The organism is Microbacterium sp. K35, from assembly GCF_004794375.1.
GTDB classification, from domain to species: Bacteria; Actinomycetota; Actinomycetes; order Actinomycetales; family Microbacteriaceae; genus Microbacterium; species Microbacterium sufflavum.
The window spans coordinates 1-17,988 of record NZ_SSDM01000187.1 but is presented as its reverse complement, the minus strand read 5'-3'; the positions used below and the strand labels follow the sequence as shown (position 1 = coordinate 17,988).

At 71.7% G+C, this 17,988-nt stretch carries 14 protein-coding genes and 1 pseudogene; all 15 read left to right on the top strand.

All coding sequences use genetic code 11. The features are described from left to right. The coding region (locus tag DW299_RS07315; RefSeq protein ID WP_168443089.1) for a sugar phosphate isomerase/epimerase family protein at positions 1 to 540 on the top strand (540 nt) is incomplete at its 5' end. After that, positions 537 to 1,706 (top strand): Gfo/Idh/MocA family protein, encoded by a 1,170-nt coding sequence (locus DW299_RS07310; protein ID WP_168443088.1) that lies wholly within the window; start codon positions 537 to 539, stop codon positions 1,704 to 1,706. The genes DW299_RS07315 and DW299_RS07310, both read left to right, overlap by 4 nt. Before the next feature lie 63 nt (positions 1,707 to 1,769). After that, the gene (locus DW299_RS07305) at positions 1,770 to 3,179 is read left to right on the top strand and encodes an extracellular solute-binding protein (RefSeq protein ID WP_136036190.1); all 1,410 of its coding nucleotides are present in this window, start codon (positions 1,770 to 1,772) and stop codon (positions 3,177 to 3,179) included. A 2-nt stretch (positions 3,180 to 3,181) separates the two neighbouring features. Continuing rightward, positions 3,182 to 4,129, top strand: coding sequence for a carbohydrate ABC transporter permease (locus tag DW299_RS07300; protein WP_240744632.1), 948 nt, complete (start codon positions 3,182 to 3,184; stop codon positions 4,127 to 4,129). Continuing rightward, positions 4,126 to 4,980 carry a carbohydrate ABC transporter permease gene (locus tag DW299_RS07295; RefSeq protein WP_205814346.1) on the top strand — a complete coding sequence of 285 codons (855 nt, stop codon included), beginning with the start codon at positions 4,126 to 4,128 and terminating at the stop codon, positions 4,978 to 4,980. The genes DW299_RS07300 and DW299_RS07295 overlap by 4 nt, the downstream gene beginning before the upstream one ends. Next, positions 4,980 to 6,053, top strand: a complete 1,074-nt coding sequence (locus DW299_RS07290; protein WP_136033373.1) for an ABC transporter ATP-binding protein — start codon at positions 4,980 to 4,982, stop codon at positions 6,051 to 6,053. The genes DW299_RS07295 and DW299_RS07290 overlap by 1 nt, the downstream gene beginning before the upstream one ends. Further along, on the top strand, positions 6,053 to 7,309 hold the full coding sequence (locus DW299_RS07285; RefSeq protein WP_136036189.1) for a CehA/McbA family metallohydrolase: 1,257 nt from the start codon (positions 6,053 to 6,055) through the stop codon (positions 7,307 to 7,309). The genes DW299_RS07290 and DW299_RS07285 overlap by 1 nt, the downstream gene beginning before the upstream one ends. Positions 7,310 to 7,348: 39 nt before the next feature. Then, positions 7,349 to 10,036, top strand: a complete 2,688-nt coding sequence (locus DW299_RS07280; protein WP_136036188.1) for a glycoside hydrolase family 38 N-terminal domain-containing protein — start codon at positions 7,349 to 7,351, stop codon at positions 10,034 to 10,036. Positions 10,037 to 10,102: 66 nt separating this feature from the next. Further along, positions 10,103 to 11,059 carry a 5-dehydro-2-deoxygluconokinase gene (iolC, locus tag DW299_RS07275; protein ID WP_136036187.1) on the top strand — a complete coding sequence of 319 codons (957 nt, stop codon included), beginning with the start codon at positions 10,103 to 10,105 and terminating at the stop codon, positions 11,057 to 11,059. Position 11,060: 1 nt separating this feature from the next. Further along, positions 11,061 to 11,960 (top strand): Cgl0159 family (beta/alpha)8-fold protein, encoded by a 900-nt coding sequence (locus DW299_RS07270; RefSeq protein WP_206252520.1) that lies wholly within the window; start codon positions 11,061 to 11,063, stop codon positions 11,958 to 11,960. 15 nt (positions 11,961 to 11,975) lie between these two features. Next, entirely contained in the window at positions 11,976 to 13,493 is a 1,518-nt protein-coding gene (locus DW299_RS07265; RefSeq protein WP_136036186.1) for a CoA-acylating methylmalonate-semialdehyde dehydrogenase, read from the top strand. 38 nt (positions 13,494 to 13,531) lie between these two features. After that, complete coding sequence (gene iolB / locus DW299_RS07260; protein ID WP_136036185.1) at positions 13,532 to 14,443, top strand: 5-deoxy-glucuronate isomerase; 912 nt, start codon at positions 13,532 to 13,534, stop codon at positions 14,441 to 14,443. Further along, positions 14,443 to 16,353, top strand: coding sequence for a 3D-(3,5/4)-trihydroxycyclohexane-1,2-dione acylhydrolase (decyclizing) (iolD, locus tag DW299_RS07255; protein ID WP_240745335.1), 1,911 nt, complete (start codon positions 14,443 to 14,445; stop codon positions 16,351 to 16,353). The genes iolB and iolD overlap by 1 nt, the downstream gene beginning before the upstream one ends. A gap of 44 nt (positions 16,354 to 16,397) precedes the next feature. Continuing rightward, entirely contained in the window at positions 16,398 to 17,687 is a 1,290-nt protein-coding gene (gene rlmN, locus DW299_RS07250) for a dual-specificity RNA methyltransferase RlmN (protein WP_205814345.1), read from the top strand. A 50-nt stretch (positions 17,688 to 17,737) separates the two neighbouring features. After that, positions 17,738 to 17,988, top strand: a pseudogene (locus DW299_RS07245) (DUF4407 domain-containing protein); the annotation flags it as partial.

Below are 17,988 nucleotides of genomic sequence, written 5' to 3'. Positions count from 1 at the left end.
CGCCCGGGCGGCGCCCCCGAGCTCACGCTCCGCGGTGCCGCGTGGGACCGGTTCGCCGACCGGGTGAACCGCGCCGCCGCGCGCGTGCGCGATCGGGGCCTCGAGCCCACCTTCCACCACCACGCATGCACGCACGTCGAGACGCCGGAGGAGATCGACGCGCTGCTCGCCTCCACCGACGTCGACCTCACGTTCGACTCCGGTCACCTGCTGATCGGCGGCGGCGACCCCCTGCCCGACTACCGGCGCTGGCGAGAGCGGATCAACCACCTGCACCTTAAGGACGCCCGCACCGCCCTGCTGCACGACGCCCTGGCCGCCGACGACCCCATGCGCTCGGTGTGGGAGAAGCGCGTGTTCGTACCCCTCGGGGAGGGCGACCTCGCCGTCGACGCCGTGCTCGACGAGATCGTCGCGAGCGGGTACTCCGGATGGCTGATCGTCGAGCAGGACGTGGTGCCGCGCTCGACCGCCGACGTGGAGCGCGCCGTGGCCGAGCAGGCCGCCAACCGCGAGGCCCTGCGGCGGTGGTTCGCATGAGCGCCGCCGTCACCCGCGTCGCCGTGATCGGACTCGGCGCGATCAGCCAGAGTGTGCACCTGCCGCTGCTGCGCCGCAACGCCGAGGCCTTCGCGATCGCCGCGCTCGTCGACCTGTCCGCCGCGCGCACCGCAGACATGGGCGCCCGCTACGGCGTGCCGTCCGCCCGGCAGTTCACCTCGGTCGACGAGCTCGTGGCCGCGACGGCCGCCGGCGACCTCGACGTGGATGCCGCCATCCTCGCCACCACCGGCTCGCACGCGGGAGACACCCTGCGGCTCGTGCGGGCGGGCATCCGGGTGCTCGCCGAGAAGCCGCTCGCCTACTCGCTCGCCGAGCTGGACGAGCTCACGGCGTACGGGCGCGAGGCCGGCGTCGACCTGCGCGACTGGGTGCGCGTCGGCTACATGAAGGAGTACGACACCGCGTCGCTGCGCGCGAAGGAACTCCTCGCCGACGTGACCCTGCGCGCGATCGACGTGCAGGTCATGCACCCGCTCGACGGCTCGCAGCTCGCCTACGCGCGGCTCGCCGCTCCCACGGGCGACGTGCCCCGCGACACCATCGAGCCCCTGCTCGCCGCCACAGCCGCCATCGTCGACGGTGCCGTCGGGTCAGACCTCCCCGTCGACCTCCGCACGCTGTACACCAACGTCGTGCTCGGCTCGATCGTGCACGACGTGGGGCTGCTCCGGTCGCTCGTCGGCGGTCTCGGCGAGGTCGCGTTCGCGCAGCACTGGGGCCCGAAGATGCCGGGCTCCGTGCACGTGCGCGGCACCCTCGCCCGCGACGAGACGCCGTGGACCGTCGACTGGCACTACATCGACGGCTACCCCGACTACCAGGAGACCGTCACGTTCCACCACGAGGCCGGATCGATCGAGCTCGTGTTCGGCGTGCCCTACGTGACGAACCTCCCCACCATCCTCCGCGTGACCGAGAGTCACCCGGAGCTCGGCATCCGCGTGAGCGAATCGCGGTGGATGCAACAGGAAGCATTCGAGAACGAGCTGTACGCGCTCGCGGCCCTGGTCCGCGGCGAACGCCCCGACGGGGCGAGCGTCGAGGAGTCGGTCGCCGACGTGCGCGTCGGGCAGCGGATCATCCGCGCGCTCGCGGTCTCGAAGGGCCACGCGCTCGACCCGAGCGCCGAAGCCGCGCAGTAGCCATCCCGCAACACCCGAATCCGAGCGCCACCGCTCGGCGATCAACGACAAGAAAGGTCGGAAATGGTCACGCAAGGAAAGCGCCGCCTGCTCGCGGCGTTCGCCCTCACCACCGTCGGTGCGGTCGTGCTGGCCGGCTGCTCCGGAGGATCGGAGCCCGAGGCCGAGGAGTCGACGGGGCCCGTCACCCTGACGCTCACCACCAACTCCATCACGGGAGGCAAGAACGCCGCCGAGGCCGACTGGATCGCGGACTGGGTCGTCCCCGAGTTCGAGAAGGCCATGGAGGAGGACGGCAAGGACGTCACCGTCGAGTTCCAGCCGCAGGGCGTCGACGACGAGGACTACAAGACGAAGATCGCCCTCGACCTGCAGTCCGGCAAGGGCGCCGACATCATCGGCATGGACGGCATCTGGGTCGGCGAGTTCGCCGAGGCCGGTTACATCAAGCCGCTCGCCGAGGTCGGCGGCGACGCCGTGGACGACTGGGACGGCTGGGGACAGATCCCCGACGCCGTGCAGAGCGCGCTGTCGTTCGACGGCGACCGCTACGGGGTGCCCCAGGGCGCGGACGGCCGGGTGCTCTACTACAACAAGGATCTGTTCGCGCAGGCCGGCCTCGACGAGGACTGGGCGCCGGAGAGCTGGGACGACATCCTCGATGCCGCGAAGGACCTCAAGAAGATCGACGGCGTGACCCCGATCCAGCTCAACGCCGGTACCGCGATGGGCGAGGCCACGACCATGCAGGGCCTGCTCCCGATGCTCGTCGGCACCGGCGAGCAGGTGTACGAGGACGGCAAGTGGATCGGCGCCACCGACGGCATGCAGGAGGTGCTCGACCTCTACAAGACGATCTACGTCGATGAGGGCCTGGGCGACCCCGTGCTGCAGCAGGAGGCCTCCGGCCGCGACACGTCGTTCCAGCTGTTCGCCGAGGGCAAGATCGGCATCCTCCTGGAGGGCGACTACTTCTGGCGCTCCGTGATCAACCCCGCGGAGGGTGTGGGCACCGCGCCCATGGCCAACCGCGACGAGGTCGTCGGCTACGCCAAGATCCCCGCGGTCGAGCCCGGCGAGGGCATCAAGGGCCAGGACTTCGTGTCGATGTCGGGCGGCACCGGCCGCGTGCTCAACCCGAACTCGAAGCACGCCGAGCTGGCGTGGGAGCTGCTCGCGTTCATGAACTCGCCCGAGGCATACGAGGCCCGTGCCGCCGGCACGCTCGCGATCTCGCCGCGTGACGACGTGAACGAGAAGCTGCTGTCGTCCGACCCGATGCTGACGTTCGTGAGCCAGGAGGTGCTGCCGATCACGGCGTACCGCCCCGGTCTCGCCGCGTACCCGCAGGTGTCGGTGCTGCTGCAGCAGGCCACGCTCGACGTCGCCACCGGAACGTCGGTCGACGATGCGCTGAAGACCTACGTCCGTGGTCTCGAAGGCGTCGTGGGACCGGACGCGATCTCCGAGTGACCATGACGAATGCAACGATGCCGGCGGGGAGCGTCCGCGCTCCCCGCCGGCGCCGCGCGGAGGACGTCGCCGGTCTGGGGCGCGCCAGGGCGACGCTGTTCGCGGCCCCCGGGCTCCTCCTGATCGGCCTGTTCCTCCTCTTCCCCGCGATCTGGACCGTCTACCTGGGGATGACGAACTACCGGCTCACCGGCTTCGCGGCCGCCAACCCGCAGTTCGTCGGCCTGGACAACTTCTCCACCGCGCTGAACGACCCGCGGTTCTGGAACTCCCTGTGGCTCACGCTCGTGTTCGTGCTCGTCTCGGGCATCATCGGGCAGACCGTGCTCGGATTCGCGCTGGCGTGGATGCTGCGCAACGTCCGTCCCGGCGTCAAGACCTTCATCGAGACGCTCGTGCTCGCGGCCTGGGTCATCCCGGCCTCGGTCGCCTCGTTCCTGTGGCTCGCGCTGCTCGACCGCCGCACCGGCACGCTCAACGCCCTGCTCGGCACCGAGGGTGCCGCCTGGCTCATCGAGCATCCGATGGAGTGCATCATCATCTTCAACATCTGGGTCGGGACCGCGTTCTCGATGCAGCTGTTCTCGTCCGCCATCAGCGCCGTGCCGCCGTCGCAGCTGGAGAGCGCCCGCATGGTCGGCGCCAACACGTGGCAGCAGCTGCGCGACGTGATCCTGCCCAACATCAAGGGGCACCTGCTCACCAACACGCTGCTGATCACGCTGTGGACGTTCAACACGTTCACGCCGTACCTGCTGACCGCGGGCGGCCCCAACGGGCAGACCGACATCCTCTCGGTGTACATCTACCAGACCGCGATCCCGGGCGGACAGCTCGGCCTCGGTGCGGCGATCTCGCTCATCATGCTCCTGATCAACCTCGTGATCGCGCTGATGTACACGCGCGTCTCCCGGGGTGCGAATCCGAAGAAGAAGAAGGTGCGCTCATGATGTCGACCATCAAGACCGTCGCGCGCGACCGGTCCGTGACCCACTTCGTCTCGCGGATCCTGTTCACGCTCGTGCTCGTGATCGTGTCGCTGTTCTTCGCGCTGCCGATGGTCTGGCTGATCCTCGCACCGTTCGACGCGACCCCGTCGCTGACCGTGTCGTGGCCGGACTGGACGCTCGACAACTTCGCGCGCCTGGCGGAGAACCCCTACGCGCTGAAGTCGATCCTGAACTCGCTGATCCTCGGCGTGGGCACGATGGCGCTGGTGATCGTGCTGGGCGCGCTGGCCTCGTACGCGATGAGCCGCATCAACATCCCCGGCCGCGACGGCATCCTCTACGGGCTGCTGCTGCTGTCGTCGATCGTGACGGGGACCGCGGCCATGGTGCCCACGTTCCAGCTCATCAACCAGCTGCAGCTCATCAACACGCACGTCGGGGTGATCCTCGTGCTCGCCGGCGGCATCCTGCCCACCGTGATCTTCATCCTCAAGGACTTCATGGACTCGATCCCGAAGTCGTACGAGGAGTCGGCGCGACTCTACGGCGCAGGGCCCTTCCGCATCCTGAAGGACGTGGTCGCGCCGATCGCCCGGCCCGGGCTCGCGTTCATCGCGATCTGGACCATCGTGCAGGTGTGGGGCAACTTCCTCGTCCCGTTCCTGCTGCTGCGCACGCCCGACATGCAGCCGGCCGCCGTGCTCATGTACACGTTCTACACCGAGAGCGGCCAGGCCGACCTGCGGCTCATCTCCGCGTTCTCGCTGGTCTTCTCGGTGCCCGTCCTCCTCATCTACTTCTTCGTCAACCGCCGCTATGGCTTCCGCTTCCACGGAGGGATCAAGTCCTGATGGCCGCCATCACTGCAACCCAACTCGTCAAGGAGTACCCCGGCGGGGTGCGCGGCGTCGACAGCGTCGACGTCGAGATCGCCGACGGCGAGTTCTTCGCCCTCCTCGGTCCCTCCGGCTGCGGCAAGACCACGCTGCTCCGCTCGATCGCCGGCCTGGAGAGCATCACGTCCGGCCGCCTCACCATCGGCGACAAGGACGTCACGAACGCCGAGCCGGGTGAGCGCGGCGTGGCCATGGTGTTCCAGGACTACGCGCTGTTCCCGCACATGGACGTGGCCGACAACATCGCCTACCCGCTGCGCATCCGCCGCGTCGCGAAGAACGAGCGCCGCACCACGGCCGAGTCGGTCGCGAACGGCCTGTCGCTGAACGGCCTCATCGAGCGTCGCCCCGGCCAGCTCTCGGGCGGGCAGCAGCAGCGCGTGGCCCTCGCCCGCGCGGTCGCCACGCGGCCCGACGTGCTGCTCCTGGACGAGCCGCTCTCGAACCTCGACGCCCGGCTGCGGCTCGAGGCGCGCACGTTCCTCAAGGAGCTGCAGCGCGACCTCGGCGTGACCACCGTGTTCGTGACGCACGACCAGGCCGAGGCGCTCGCGCTCGCCGACCGGATCGCGGTCATGAAGGCCGGGAAGCTGCAGCAGATCGGCTCGCCGCGGGAGATCTTCCACCGCCCCAACAACACGTTCGTCGCGGGGTTCATCGGCTCCGTGCCCATGAACCTGCTGGAGACCACGGTCACCGGCGGCCACGTGCGCATCGGCGACACCGACGTGCCCGTGCCCGCCGAGGCTGCCGCGGACGTGCGCGACGGGCAGGCCGTGAGCTGGGGCATCCGCCCGGAGTACGTGCGCTGGTCGACCGAGCCCGTGGCCGACGGCATCGCCGCAGAGGTCGTGGTGACCGAGACCCTCGGTGCGACCAGCCTCGTGCTGGTGAGCTCCGGCGACCACAAGCTGCAGGTCGTCGTGCCCGAGGAGCTTGAGCCGCAGCCGGGCGACCGCGGCTGGATCGTGCCGCAGCGCAACCGCGCCCTGCTGTTCGACACCGAGACCACCGAGCGGATCGGCTGATGGCCGCGATCCGCACCACCCTGCGCCTCACGCACGAGATCCAGAACGCGGACCGTTACGTGCGCGTGCCGTTCGAGGTGCCGCCCGGCACGGACTCGCTCGAGGTGCGCCTGTCGTACGACACCGAGGCGGCCGTGATCGACCTCGGCTGCGAGGGTGCGGCGGGGTGGCGCGGATGGTCGGGCGGCTCGCGGCAGGACTTCGTGATCCGCGCCGACGACGCCACGCCCGGCTACCTCCCCGGTCGCCCGGAGGAGGGGGAGTGGCACGTGATCCTCGGCGTGCACCGGCTCCCCGCGGGCGGGACCGACGCGACCGTCGAGGTGCTGCTCCCCGCGGAGTCGGGCATCGACCACGGCCCGGTGCCCGCGCGGATCGACGGGGTGCCCCGGGGGAGCAGCCGCGAGCTGCCCGCGGACGCCGGACTGCGGTGGTACGCGGGGGACTTCCACGCGCACACCCTGCACTCCGACGGGCACGAGAGCATCGCGGGGCTCGCGTCGCTCGGGGTGCGGGCGGGCCTGGACTTCCTGTCCGTGACCGACCACAACACCACCAGCCACCACGCGCACCTCCCGGTCGTGGGTGCGCAGCAGGGCATCACGCTGCTGCCCGGCCAGGAGGTCACGACCCACCGCGGTCACGCGAACGCGTTCGGCGACATCGGCTGGATCGACTTCCGCCGTCCGGCGCAGGAGTGGGTCGACGAGGTCGAGCGCCGTGGCGGTGTCCTCAGCGTGAACCACCCGATCTCGGGCGACTGCTCGTGGCTGCACCCGCTGGAGCGCACGCCCCGGGCGATCGAGCTGTGGCACTCCACCTGGTACCGCGAGCTGATCGCCACCTCGCCCCTCGCGTTCCACGAGCGCTGGGACAGGGGGGCCGTGCTGCTGGGAGGCGCCGACTTCCACATGCGGAGTCAGGGTGTCGGCCCGGGCACGCCCACCACGTGGGTCGCGGCGGAGGACGACTCGGCCGAGGCGATCCTCGCCGGGGTCGCCGCCGGCCGCACCGCGATCATGGGCGGCGTCGCCGTGCGCGACGGCCTCACCGTGCCCGAGCTGTTCACCGCGCCCGTGCTGCTGCGCGTGGACGGCGACCTGCTCGCGATCGACGCCGACGGGCTCATCCTCGTCGACGGTGCGGGCGAGCGTCGTGCCGTGCACGGCGACCGCGCCTCCTTCTCCGGCGATCCCGCCGCCGGCCCGTACTACCTGCTGCACCCCGACCGCAGCATCGCCGCCCTGTGCGCCTGAGCGCCGCCCGAACCCCCCGAGATACAGGAGTCCCCGCCCGTGAGCAGTGAGATCGTCGTCGTCCCCCACACCCACTGGGACCGCGAGTGGTACGAGCCGCACGACGTGTTCCGCCTGCGGCTCGTGCACATGCTCGACCGCCTGATCGGCATCCTCGAGGCGGAGCCGTCGTACCGGTTCACGCTCGACGGGCAGGCCGCGGCCATCGAGGACTACCTGGAGATGCGCCCGGACATGCGCGACCGCGTGGTGGCACTCGTCGAGAGTGGGCAGCTGAGCATCGGCCCCTTCCTGATCCTGCTCGACGAGTTCGGCTGCGACGGCGAGACCATCGTGCGCAACCTGGAGCTGGGCCGCGCCGCGAGCACCCGCCTCGGCCGCACCATGCCCGTCGGCTACCTGCCCGACATGTTCGGCCACGCGGCGCAGATGCCGCAGATCCTGGCGGGCTTCGGCATCCGGCACAGCGCCCTGTGGCGCGGCGTGCCCGGTGACGTGCAGGAGCACGCGTTCTCCTGGGTCGCGCCCAACGGCGACGCGGTGCGCTGCGAGTACCTGTTCGACGGCTACGGCAACGGCCTCGACATGTTCGCCCTGCCCGGTCAGCTCCCCGCGCTCGCCCCCGACTACGCCGCCCGCACCGCGTCGTGGTACGGCGACGACCCCGTGCTGGCGATGCTCGGCACCGACCACTCCGCGCCCCCGGAGGACCTGGCCGAGGTGATCCGCGACTACGACGCGGCCGGCGGCGAGCCCCGCCTGTCGATCGCGACGCTCGACGAGCACCTCGCGCGCTACGCGACCGATGCGGACGCGCTCGCCGCGCTGCCCCAGGTGCGCGGGGAGATGCGCTCGCACGCCCGCGGCAACCTGCTGCCCGGCGTCTTCTCGATCCGCACGAACCTCAAGCGCGAGATGGCCCGCTCGGAGCAGGCCCTCGCCGCGGCCGAACGGCTCGACCTGCTGTACGGCACGCGCGACCACCGCTCGTTCTTCGACACGGCGTGGTACCGCCTCGTGGAGAGCACCGCGCACGACTCGGTCACCGGCTGCGGCGTCGACAGCACCGCGGAGCAGGTGGGCACCCGCATCCACACGGCCGGGCACATCGCCCGCGGCGTGATCGACAGCGTGCTGCGCGACCTGGCGGTGTCGGTGAGCCCCGCCCAGCACCTGGTGTTCAACCCGTCCGGCTTCGCCCGGCGCGCGCAGGTGGAGGTCACGCTGCACGGTGTGGATCCCGCCGCCCTCGCCCCCGGCGTGCAGGTGCTCGACCCGCTGCCCACGGTGCTGGGCGACGAGCAGTTGCGCACGGCCGACCTGCCCAAGCTCCTGCGGCGCATCCACGGGCGCGAGCTGTTCGGTCAGCAGATCAACGGCTACGCGTGGGGCGAGCGGTCGCTGCGCTTCGAGGTGGCCGAGAGCCCCCGCGGGGTGTGGGATCTGGCCGCGTTCACGGTCGAGCTGGAGGAGCGCGTGGCCGCCGATGCCGCGGGCGAGGACCTGTGGCACGTGGAGACCATCGCGGATCCGCGGCACCGGGCGCTGCTCGCGGTCGACCTCGACGGTGTCGCGCTCGCGGCCGTGTCGGAGACCTCGGCCCCCGCGCCCCTCGACCCCGTGCGGGTGACTGCGACCTCGCTGTCGAACGCGGCGCTGACCGCGACCGTGAACCCCGACGGCACGGTGCGCATCGAGGGTGCGGACGGCTCCGCGATCGACGGCGCCCTGGCCCTGGTCGACGAGGGCGACTGCGGCGACTCGTACAACTACGGACCGGTCGACCCCGCCTCCGCCGTGACCGCCCCGGCGTCGGTCGAGGTGACGGTGGTCGAGGAGGGGCCGCTGCGCGGGCGACTGCGCATCCGCCGCGTGTACGACCTGTCGGAGCGCCTGGACGCCGATCGTCGTCGCAGCGCCGCGACCGTGCCGCTGGTGACCGAGACCACGGTCGAGCTGCGCGAGGGCGAGGGCTTCCTCCGGGTGGGCATCGACTACGTCAACACCGCGTCCGACCACCGGCTGCGGGTGCTCGTGCCCACCGGGGCCGCGGGGCTGGAGTCGTCGCGCAGCGCCGGTCAGTACGGGCTCACGGTGCGCGGGCGCGAGGCCGAGGGCGGCTGGGGCGAGTTCCCGCTGCCGACCTACCCCGCGTACCGGTTCGCCGCGGCGGGCTCGACGGCGGTGCTGGTGCAGAAGCTGTCGGAGTACGAGCTCGTGTCGACCGCGGGGGAGCAGGACGCCCTTGCGGTGACGCTGTCCCGCTCGGTGGGGATGATGAGCGTGAACCTGCACCCGCTGCGCGATGAGCCGGCCGGCTCCGAGATCCCGGTGCCCGGCGCGCAGTACCTGGGGGTGCCGGTGCACACCGAGCTGGCGATCCTGGTCGGTGCCGACGATGCGACGGCGGTGCGGGCGTCCGACCTGTTCCGGCACGAGCCGCTCGTGGTGCGGGGCACCGGAGAGACGGACGGGCCGCTGCCGGAGCCCGCGTTCCGTGCGGAGCTGTCGGGTGACGTGGTGCTCGAGTCGGCGCGACGCGTGGACGACGAGGCCGAGCTGCGCTTCGTGAACTACCTCGACGGCGAGCGCGACCTGGCGTTCGCGGCCGAGGGTGCGTGGGCGCGTACCGATCTGCGCGGTGAGGTGCAGGAGGACGCCCTGGACACCCGCGGTGCGCGAGTGGCGGGCGGCGGCGTGGTCAGCCTGCGGCGCGCGATCCGGTGACGGCCGCACGGGTGGGAGCGCAATAGTGCTAATGTTAGGACAAATGCAGCGAGAGGAGGCGGGGCGATGAGCGAGCGACCACGGGCGACCGAGATCCTCAGCATCGGACGCCTCGGCGTCGACCTGTACCCGCTGCAGGACGGCGTGGGGCTCGGCGAGGTCACGAGCTTCGGCAAGTACCTCGGCGGCAGCGCCGCCAACGTCGCGGTCGCCGCCGCCCGGTACGGCCACGACACCGCGCTGTTCTCCCGTGTGGGCGACGACCCGTTCGGGCAGTACCTGCGCGACGAGCTGGAGCGCCTCGGGGTGTCGAGCCGGTTCGTCGCCACCGACCCCGATTACAAGACCCCGATCACGTTCTGCGAGATCTTCCCGCCCGACGACTTCCCGCTGTACTTCTACCGCGAGCCGTCGGCGCCCGACCTCCAGCTCCGGCCGGACGACGTCGACGCCACCACCGTGCGCGACACGGCCCTGGTGTGGTTCACCGCGACCGGCCTCAGCGAGGACCCCAGCCGCACGACCCACCTGGAGCTGCTGGAACAGCGCGGCCGCCGGGCGCACACCGTGTTCGACCTCGACTACCGCCCGATGTTCTGGGAGTCGGCCGAGGCCGCACGCCCGTGGGTCCAGCGGGCGCTGGGCTTCGCCACGGTCGCCGTCGGCAACCGCGAGGAGTGCGAGGTCGCGGTCGGCGAGACCGATCCCGAACGCGCCGCCGACGCCCTGCTCGACCGCGGCGTGGAACTCGCGATCGTGAAGCAGGGCCCCCGCGGCGTGCTCGCCAAGACCGCCACGGAGCGCGTCGAGATCCCGGCGCGACAGGTCGCCGTGGTCAACGGCCTCGGGGCGGGCGACGCGTTCGGCGGCGCGCTGTGCCACGGGCTGCTCGCCGGGTGGCCGCTGGAGAAGACCCTGACGTGGGCCAACGTGGCGGGCGGCATCGTCGCCGGCCGCCGCGAGTGCTCCACGGCGATGCCGACCGAGCGCGAGATCGCGGAGGTCGTGAACGGAGATGCGTGACATGACAGCACTGACGCAAGAGGACTTCGAGCGACTGCGCACCGTGCGGGCCGAGTCCCCCCGGGCGATCCGCGAGCTGCTGGCCGCGCGCCGCCGCCGCGACATCATCCGCGGCGACGGACGGCTGTTCATCATCGCGGCCGACCATCCCGCACGCGGAGCCCTCGCGGTGGGCGCGGAGCCCTACGCCATGGCCGACCGCTACGAGCTGCTCGACCGTCTCGCGATCGCTCTGCGCCACCCGGGCGTCGACGGGGTGCTCGGCACGCCCGACATCATCGACGACCTGGCCGTGCTCGGCCTGCTCGACGACAAGATCGTGGTCGGCTCGATGAACCGCGGCGGGCTGCGGGGTGCGAGCTTCGAGATGGACGACCGCTACACCGGGTACGACGTGCCGGCGATGGTGGACTCGGGCATCGACTTCGCCAAGGCGCTGCTGCGCGTGAACCTCGACGACGACGGCACGGCGCCGACCCTGGCCTCCACGGCCGACGCGGTGACCGCGGCGGCCCGCGCCGATCTGCCGATCATGCTCGAGCCATTCCTGAGCCGCCGCGTCGACGGCCGTATCGTCAACGACCTCAGCCCCGACGCCGTGATGCTGTCGATCGCCATCGCGAGCGGTCTGGGCGCCAGCAGCGCGAGCACGTGGCTCAAGCTGCCCGTGGTCGACGACATGGAGCGCGTGCTCGCCGCGACCACCCTGCCCGTGCTGCTGCTCGGCGGCGACGCGGGTGCCGACCCCGACGACACGTTCTCCTCGTGGGAGGACGCCCTGTCGCTCCCCGGCGTGCGCGGCCTCACGGTCGGCCGCACGCTGCTGTACTCCGCCGACATCGACGTGGCCGCGGCCATCGACGTCGCGGCCTCCCTCGTCCACCCCGGCCTGTCGGCCTGATCCCGAAGGACCCGCATGAGCTCCGACACCCCCGTCATCGGCCACTGGATCGACGGTGCCCCGCGCGCCTCGACCAGCGGGCGGACCGCCCCCGTGTTCAACCCCGCCACGGGCGCCGAGACCGCCAGGGTCGCGCTCGCCGACGAGGCCGAGATCGCCGCGGCCCTCGCGTCCGCGGAGCGCGGTTTCGCGGAGTGGAGCACGTGGTCGATCGCGAAGCGGCAGGGCGTGCTGTTCGCGTTCCGGGAGCTGCTGAACGCCCGCAGGGACGAGCTCGCCGCGATCATCACCGCCGAGCACGGCAAGGTGCTCTCCGACGCGATGGGCGAGATCCTGCGCGGCCAGGAGGTCGTGGAGCTGGCGACCGGGTTCCCGCACCTGATCAAGGGCGCCTACTCGGAGAACGCCTCGACCGGGATCGACGTGTACTCGCTCAAGCAGCCGCTGGGTGTCGTGGGCATCATCTCGCCGTTCAACTTCCCGGCGATGGTGCCGATGTGGTTCTTCCCCGTGGCGATCGCGGCGGGCAACGCGGTGGTCCTCAAGCCGAGCGAGAAGGACCCGTCCGCCGCGTTGTGGCTGGCCGAGCTGTGGGCCGAGGCGGGGCTGCCCGCCGGGGTGTTCACGGTCCTGCAGGGCGACAAGCAGGCGGTCGACGGGCTGCTGCACAGCGACATCGTGCAGTCGATCTCGTTCGTGGGGTCGACGCCCATCGCGCAGTACATCTACGAGACGGCGTCGCGCACCGGCAAGCGCGTGCAGGCCCTCGGCGGTGCGAAGAACCACATGCTGGTGCTGCCGGACGCCGACCTCGACCTGGTCGCGGATCAGGCCGTGAACGCGGGCTTCGGTGCCGCGGGCGAGCGCTGCATGGCCGTGTCGGTCGTGCTGGCGGTGGAGCCCGTCGCGGACGAGCTCATCGCGAAGGTCACCGAGCGGATCGCGACGCTGCGGGTGGGCGACGGCGCGGGCGACGGCACCGGCGAGCCCGACATGGGCCCGCTGATCAGCGCGGAGCACCGGGCGAAGGTCTCCGGCTACGTCGACATCGCGGAGGCCGACGGCGCCCGCATCGTGGTGGACGGCCGTGGCCTGACGGTGGACGGGCGCGAGGACGGCTTCTTCTTCGGCCCCACCCTGATCGACGACATCCCCACCGACTCCCGCGCCTACACGGAGGAGATCTTCGGCCCGGTGCTCTCGGTCGTGCGGGTCGAGACGTTCCAGGAGGGCGTCGACCTGATCAACTCCGGGCGCTTCGGCAACGGCACCGCGATCTTCACGAACGACGGGGGAGCGGCCCGCCGCTTCCAGCACGAGGTGCAGGTGGGCATGATCGGCATCAACGTGCCCATCCCGGTACCCGTCGCCTACCACTCGTTCGGCGGGTGGAAGGCGTCGCTGTTCGGCGACGCCAAGGCGTACGGTGTGCACGGGTTCGACTTCTTCACCCGCGAGAAGGCCGTCACCAGCCGCTGGCTCGACCCCGCCACCCACGGCGGCATCGACCTCGGATTCCCGCAGAACCGCTGACGACACCGACCATCCGATCGACACCGACAGGAGGCGCCATGACCGCGAACGATCCGTGGTTCCACCCGCGCGGTGCCCTCGGCCGCGACGGCTGGGAGAGCGTGGTCGACGAGGCGCTGCCGGGGTGGGCGCACACGGGCCTGCGCGTGGGCGTGCTCGCGGACGGGGAGAGCCTCGCGCTCGCCGAGACCGGGGTCGAGCGCATCGTCGTCCCGCTCGCGGGCTCCTTCACGGTGACGCACACCGAGGGCGGTGCGACGACGGAGACGACCCTCGCCGGACGGACCTCCGTGTTCCACGGTCCCACCGACGTGCTGTACCTCTCGTGCGCCGCGACCGCCGTGATCCGCGGGACCGGACGGGTCGCGGTGGCCTCCGCCCCGACGACAGTCGTGCATCCCACCCGGCACCTCCGCGCCGATGAGACCCCGGTCGAGCTGCGCGGGGCGGGGCGGTCGAGCCGGCAGGTGCACAACTTCGGCACCCCGGCGACCCTCGACGCGGAGCGCCTGATCGTGTGCGAGGTGCTCACTCCCGCGGAGAACTGGTCGTCGTACCCGCCGCACAAGCACGACGCCCACGTGCCGGGGCGGGAGTCGCGCCTGGAGGAGATCTACTACTTCGAGGCCGCGCGCACGCGTGACGGCGGGCAGGCGGCGTCGGCCGACGCGGCGTTCGGGATGTTCGCCACCTACTCCTCGGACGCGGGCGACATCGACGTCTCGGCGATGGTGCGCACGGGCGATGTCGCGCTCGTGCCGTACGGCTATCACGGGCCAGCGGTCGCCGCCCCCGGCTACGACCTCTACTACCTGAACGTGATGGCGGGCCCCGACCCGGAGCGCTCGTGGCTCATCACCGACGACCCCGCGCACGCGTGGGTGCGCGACAGCTGGAGCGGGCAGGACATCGACCCGCGGCTTCCCTATCGAGCAGAAGGAGCGCAGTGATGCGGACGAGGCGGATGACGGTCGGCCAGGCGCTGGTGGAGTTCCTGGCGCATCAGTGGACGGTCGACGGCGAGCACCGCGAGCGCACGATCCCCGGCATGTTCGGCATCTTCGGGCACGGCAACGTCGCCGGTCTCGGGCAGGCGCTGCAGCAGTACCACCTCGAGCAGCCGGAGCTGATGCCGTACCACCAGGCGCGCAACGAGCAGGCGATGGTGCACCAGGCCGTCGGCTTCGCACGGATGCACCGCCGCCGCGCGACGTTCGCCAGCACGGCCTCGGTGGGCCCCGGCGCCACGAACATGCTCACCGGTGCGGCCCTGGCGACCACCAACCGCCTGCCCGCGCTGCTGCTTCCCAGCGACACCTTCGCCACGCGCGTCGCCGACCCGGTGCTGCAGCAGCTGGAGCGACCGCACGACATCGGGCTCACCGTCAACGACGCCTTCCGCCCGGTGTCGGTGTTCTTCGACCGGGTGCAGCGGCCGGAGCAGCTGTTCTCCGTGGCGCTCGCCGCGCTGCGGGTGCTCACGGATCCGGCCGAGACCGGGGCCGTGACGATCGCGCTGCCGGAAGACGTGCAGGCCGAGGCGCTGGACGTGCCGGTCGAGTTCCTGCAGGAGCGGGAGTGGCACGTGCGCCGGCCGCTCCCCGAGCGCGGACCCCTGGCCAAGGCGGTCGCCGCGATCCACGGGGCCCGGCGGCCGTTCCTCATCGCGGGCGGCGGTGTGCTGTACTCCGAGGCGGAGGGCGCGCTGCGCGACTTCGTCGAGGCGACCGGCATCCCCGTCGGCACGACCCAGGCGGGCGGCGGCGTGCTGCCGTGGGATCACCCGCAGTATCTGGGCGGGGTCGGCGCCACCGGCTCCACGGCCGCGAACCGGCTCGCGGCCCAGGCCGACGTGATCATCGGCGTCGGAACGCGGTACAGCGACTTCACGACCGCGTCGAGGTCGGCCTTCCAGCACCCCGACGCGGTGTTCGTGAACGTGAACGTCGCCCCGTTCGACGCCTACAAGCACGGCACGCAGCTGCCGGTGATCGCCGACGCCCGGGAGGCGCTGGAGGCGCTGACCGCCGAGCTGCGCGGCACCCGCGTGCGCACGGAGCTCGCCGACGAGGCCGCCGCGCAGAAGCGGGAGTGGGACGCGAGGGTCGACGCCGCCCTCGCCCCGACCGGCCGCGAGCTGCCGGGGCAGCCCGAGATCATCGGGGCGGTGCGGACCGAGGTCGCGGACCGGGATGTGATCGTGCAGGCCGCGGGCTCGCTGCCCGGCGACCTGCACAAGCTGTGGCGCGTCAGCGACCCGCTCGGCTACCACGTGGAGTACGCCTTCTCCACGATGGGCTACGAGATCGCGGGCGGGCTGGGCGTCAAGCGCGGCCTGGAGGCGGCGGGCGACGACCGCGACGTGGTGGTGATGGTCGGCGACGGCTCCTACCTCATGCTCAGCTCCGAGCTCGCGACGGCGGTGGCGGAGGGCATCAAGCTCATCGTGGTGCTCATCCAGAACCAGGGCTTCGCGTCGATCGGGCACCTGTCCGAGACGGTCGGGTCGGAGCGCTTCGGCACGAAATACCGCCGGTACGACGCGCAGGCCCGCAGCTTCCAGCACGGCGACGTGCTGCCGGTCGACCTCGCCATGAACGCGCGCAGCTACGGCGTCGACGTGATCGAGGTCGCCCCCGGTCCCTCCGCGATCGAGGACCTGCGGGCGGCGGTGCGCGCGGCGAAGGCGGCGGAGCGCACGACCGTGATCCACGTGGAGAGCGACCCCACGGTCTATGCGCCGGACGGCGAGGGCTGGTGGGACGTGCCGGTCGCCGAGGTCGCGTCGACCGACAGCGCCCGGCGGGCCCGCGCGGAGTACGAGCAGCAGCGCACGGCGCAGCGCCCGCTGCTCGGCTGATCCGGCCCAGCCGCCTCCCACCCGGCCCCCGGTATCCTGGAAGGATGACTGAGAACCCCCGCACGCGCGAGACGCGCCCCCAGGCAGCGCCCGCGTCGTCCCGCTCGGGGGCGATCCGTGAGACCCGTGCCCCCCAGGTGCGCCCGGCGACCGAGGGCTGGACGCAGAAGAAAGACGCCGAGGGCCGTCCGCTGCTGCAGTTCGCGAGCCCCAAGCGCGGCAAGCCGCCGGTGCACCTGGCCGACCTCACCCCGGCCGAGCGCATCTCGAAGGTGAAGGAGCTCGGGCTGCCGGGCTTCCGCGCCAAGCAGCTCGCCACCCACTACTTCCGCCACTACACGTCCGACCCGGCCGAGATGACCGACCTCCCCGCCGGGATCCGCGACGAGCTGGTCGCGGGCATGCTCCCGCCGCTGATGACCGAGGTGCGCCGGCTGGAGACCGACCGTGGCGACACGGTCAAGTTCCTGTGGCGCCTGCACGACGGCGCTCTCGTCGAGTCGGTGCTCATGCGCTACCCCGGCCGCATCACCCTGTGCGTGTCGAGCCAGGCCGGCTGCGGCATGAACTGCCCGTTCTGCGCGACCGGCCAGGCCGGGCTGACCCGCAACATGTCGACCGCCGAGATCATCGAGCAGATCGTGCGGGCGAACCGGGCGATCGCGAACGGCGAGCTGGGCGGCAAGAAGCGCGACGACCACTCGATGGAGCGCGTGTCGAACATCGTCTTCATGGGCATGGGCGAGCCTCTCGCGAACTACAAGCGCGTGATGGATGCGGTGCGCATCATGGTCGCGCCGCAGCCCGACGGCCTGGGCATGAGCGCCCGCGGCATCACGGTCTCCACGGTCGGCCTCGTGCCCGCGATCAGGAAGCTCGCCGACGAGAACATCCCGGTCACCTTCGCGCTGTCGCTGCACGCGCCCGACGACCACCTGCGCGACGAGCTCATCCCGGTGAACTCGCGGTGGAAGGTCGACGAGGCCCTCGACGCCGCCTACGACTACTACGCCAAGACCGGCCGCCGCGTGTCGATCGAGTACGCGCTCATCAAGGACATGAACGACCACGCCTGGCGCGCCGACCTGCTGGCCGAGAAGCTCAACCAGCGCGGTCGCGGCTGGGTGCACGTCAACCCGATCCCGCTGAACCCGACGCCCGGGTCGATCTGGACCTCGTCCGAGCGTGACGTGACCGACGAGTTCGTGCGCCGCCTCAACGACGCCGGCATCCCGACCACCCTCCGCGACACCCGCGGCAAGGAGATCGACGGGGCGTGCGGTCAGCTCGTCGCCACCACCGAGGACGAGGCCGCCGCCGCCGCGATGGCCTGATCAGGGCTTTCCTGAGAGCGACTCCAAGGCGGGCTTCGTACCCTGTCCGGATGCCCTATTCCGCCCATCGCCCGGGTCGCTTCGACTCGCAGGGTCGGATCATCCTCGACGGCGACCCGAACGCCGAGACGGATGACCTCGACTTCCTGCGCGAGTTCGAGCCGACGGGACCCGACCCCGACCCCTTCGTCGACGCTCCGGAGCGTGCCGAGTCCGCGCGGACGACGGAGGACGCCGACGCCGATGCCGCAACCGAGGAGCAGCCGGCCCGCGCGCGTCGCGCCCGCCCGCCCCGTCGTCG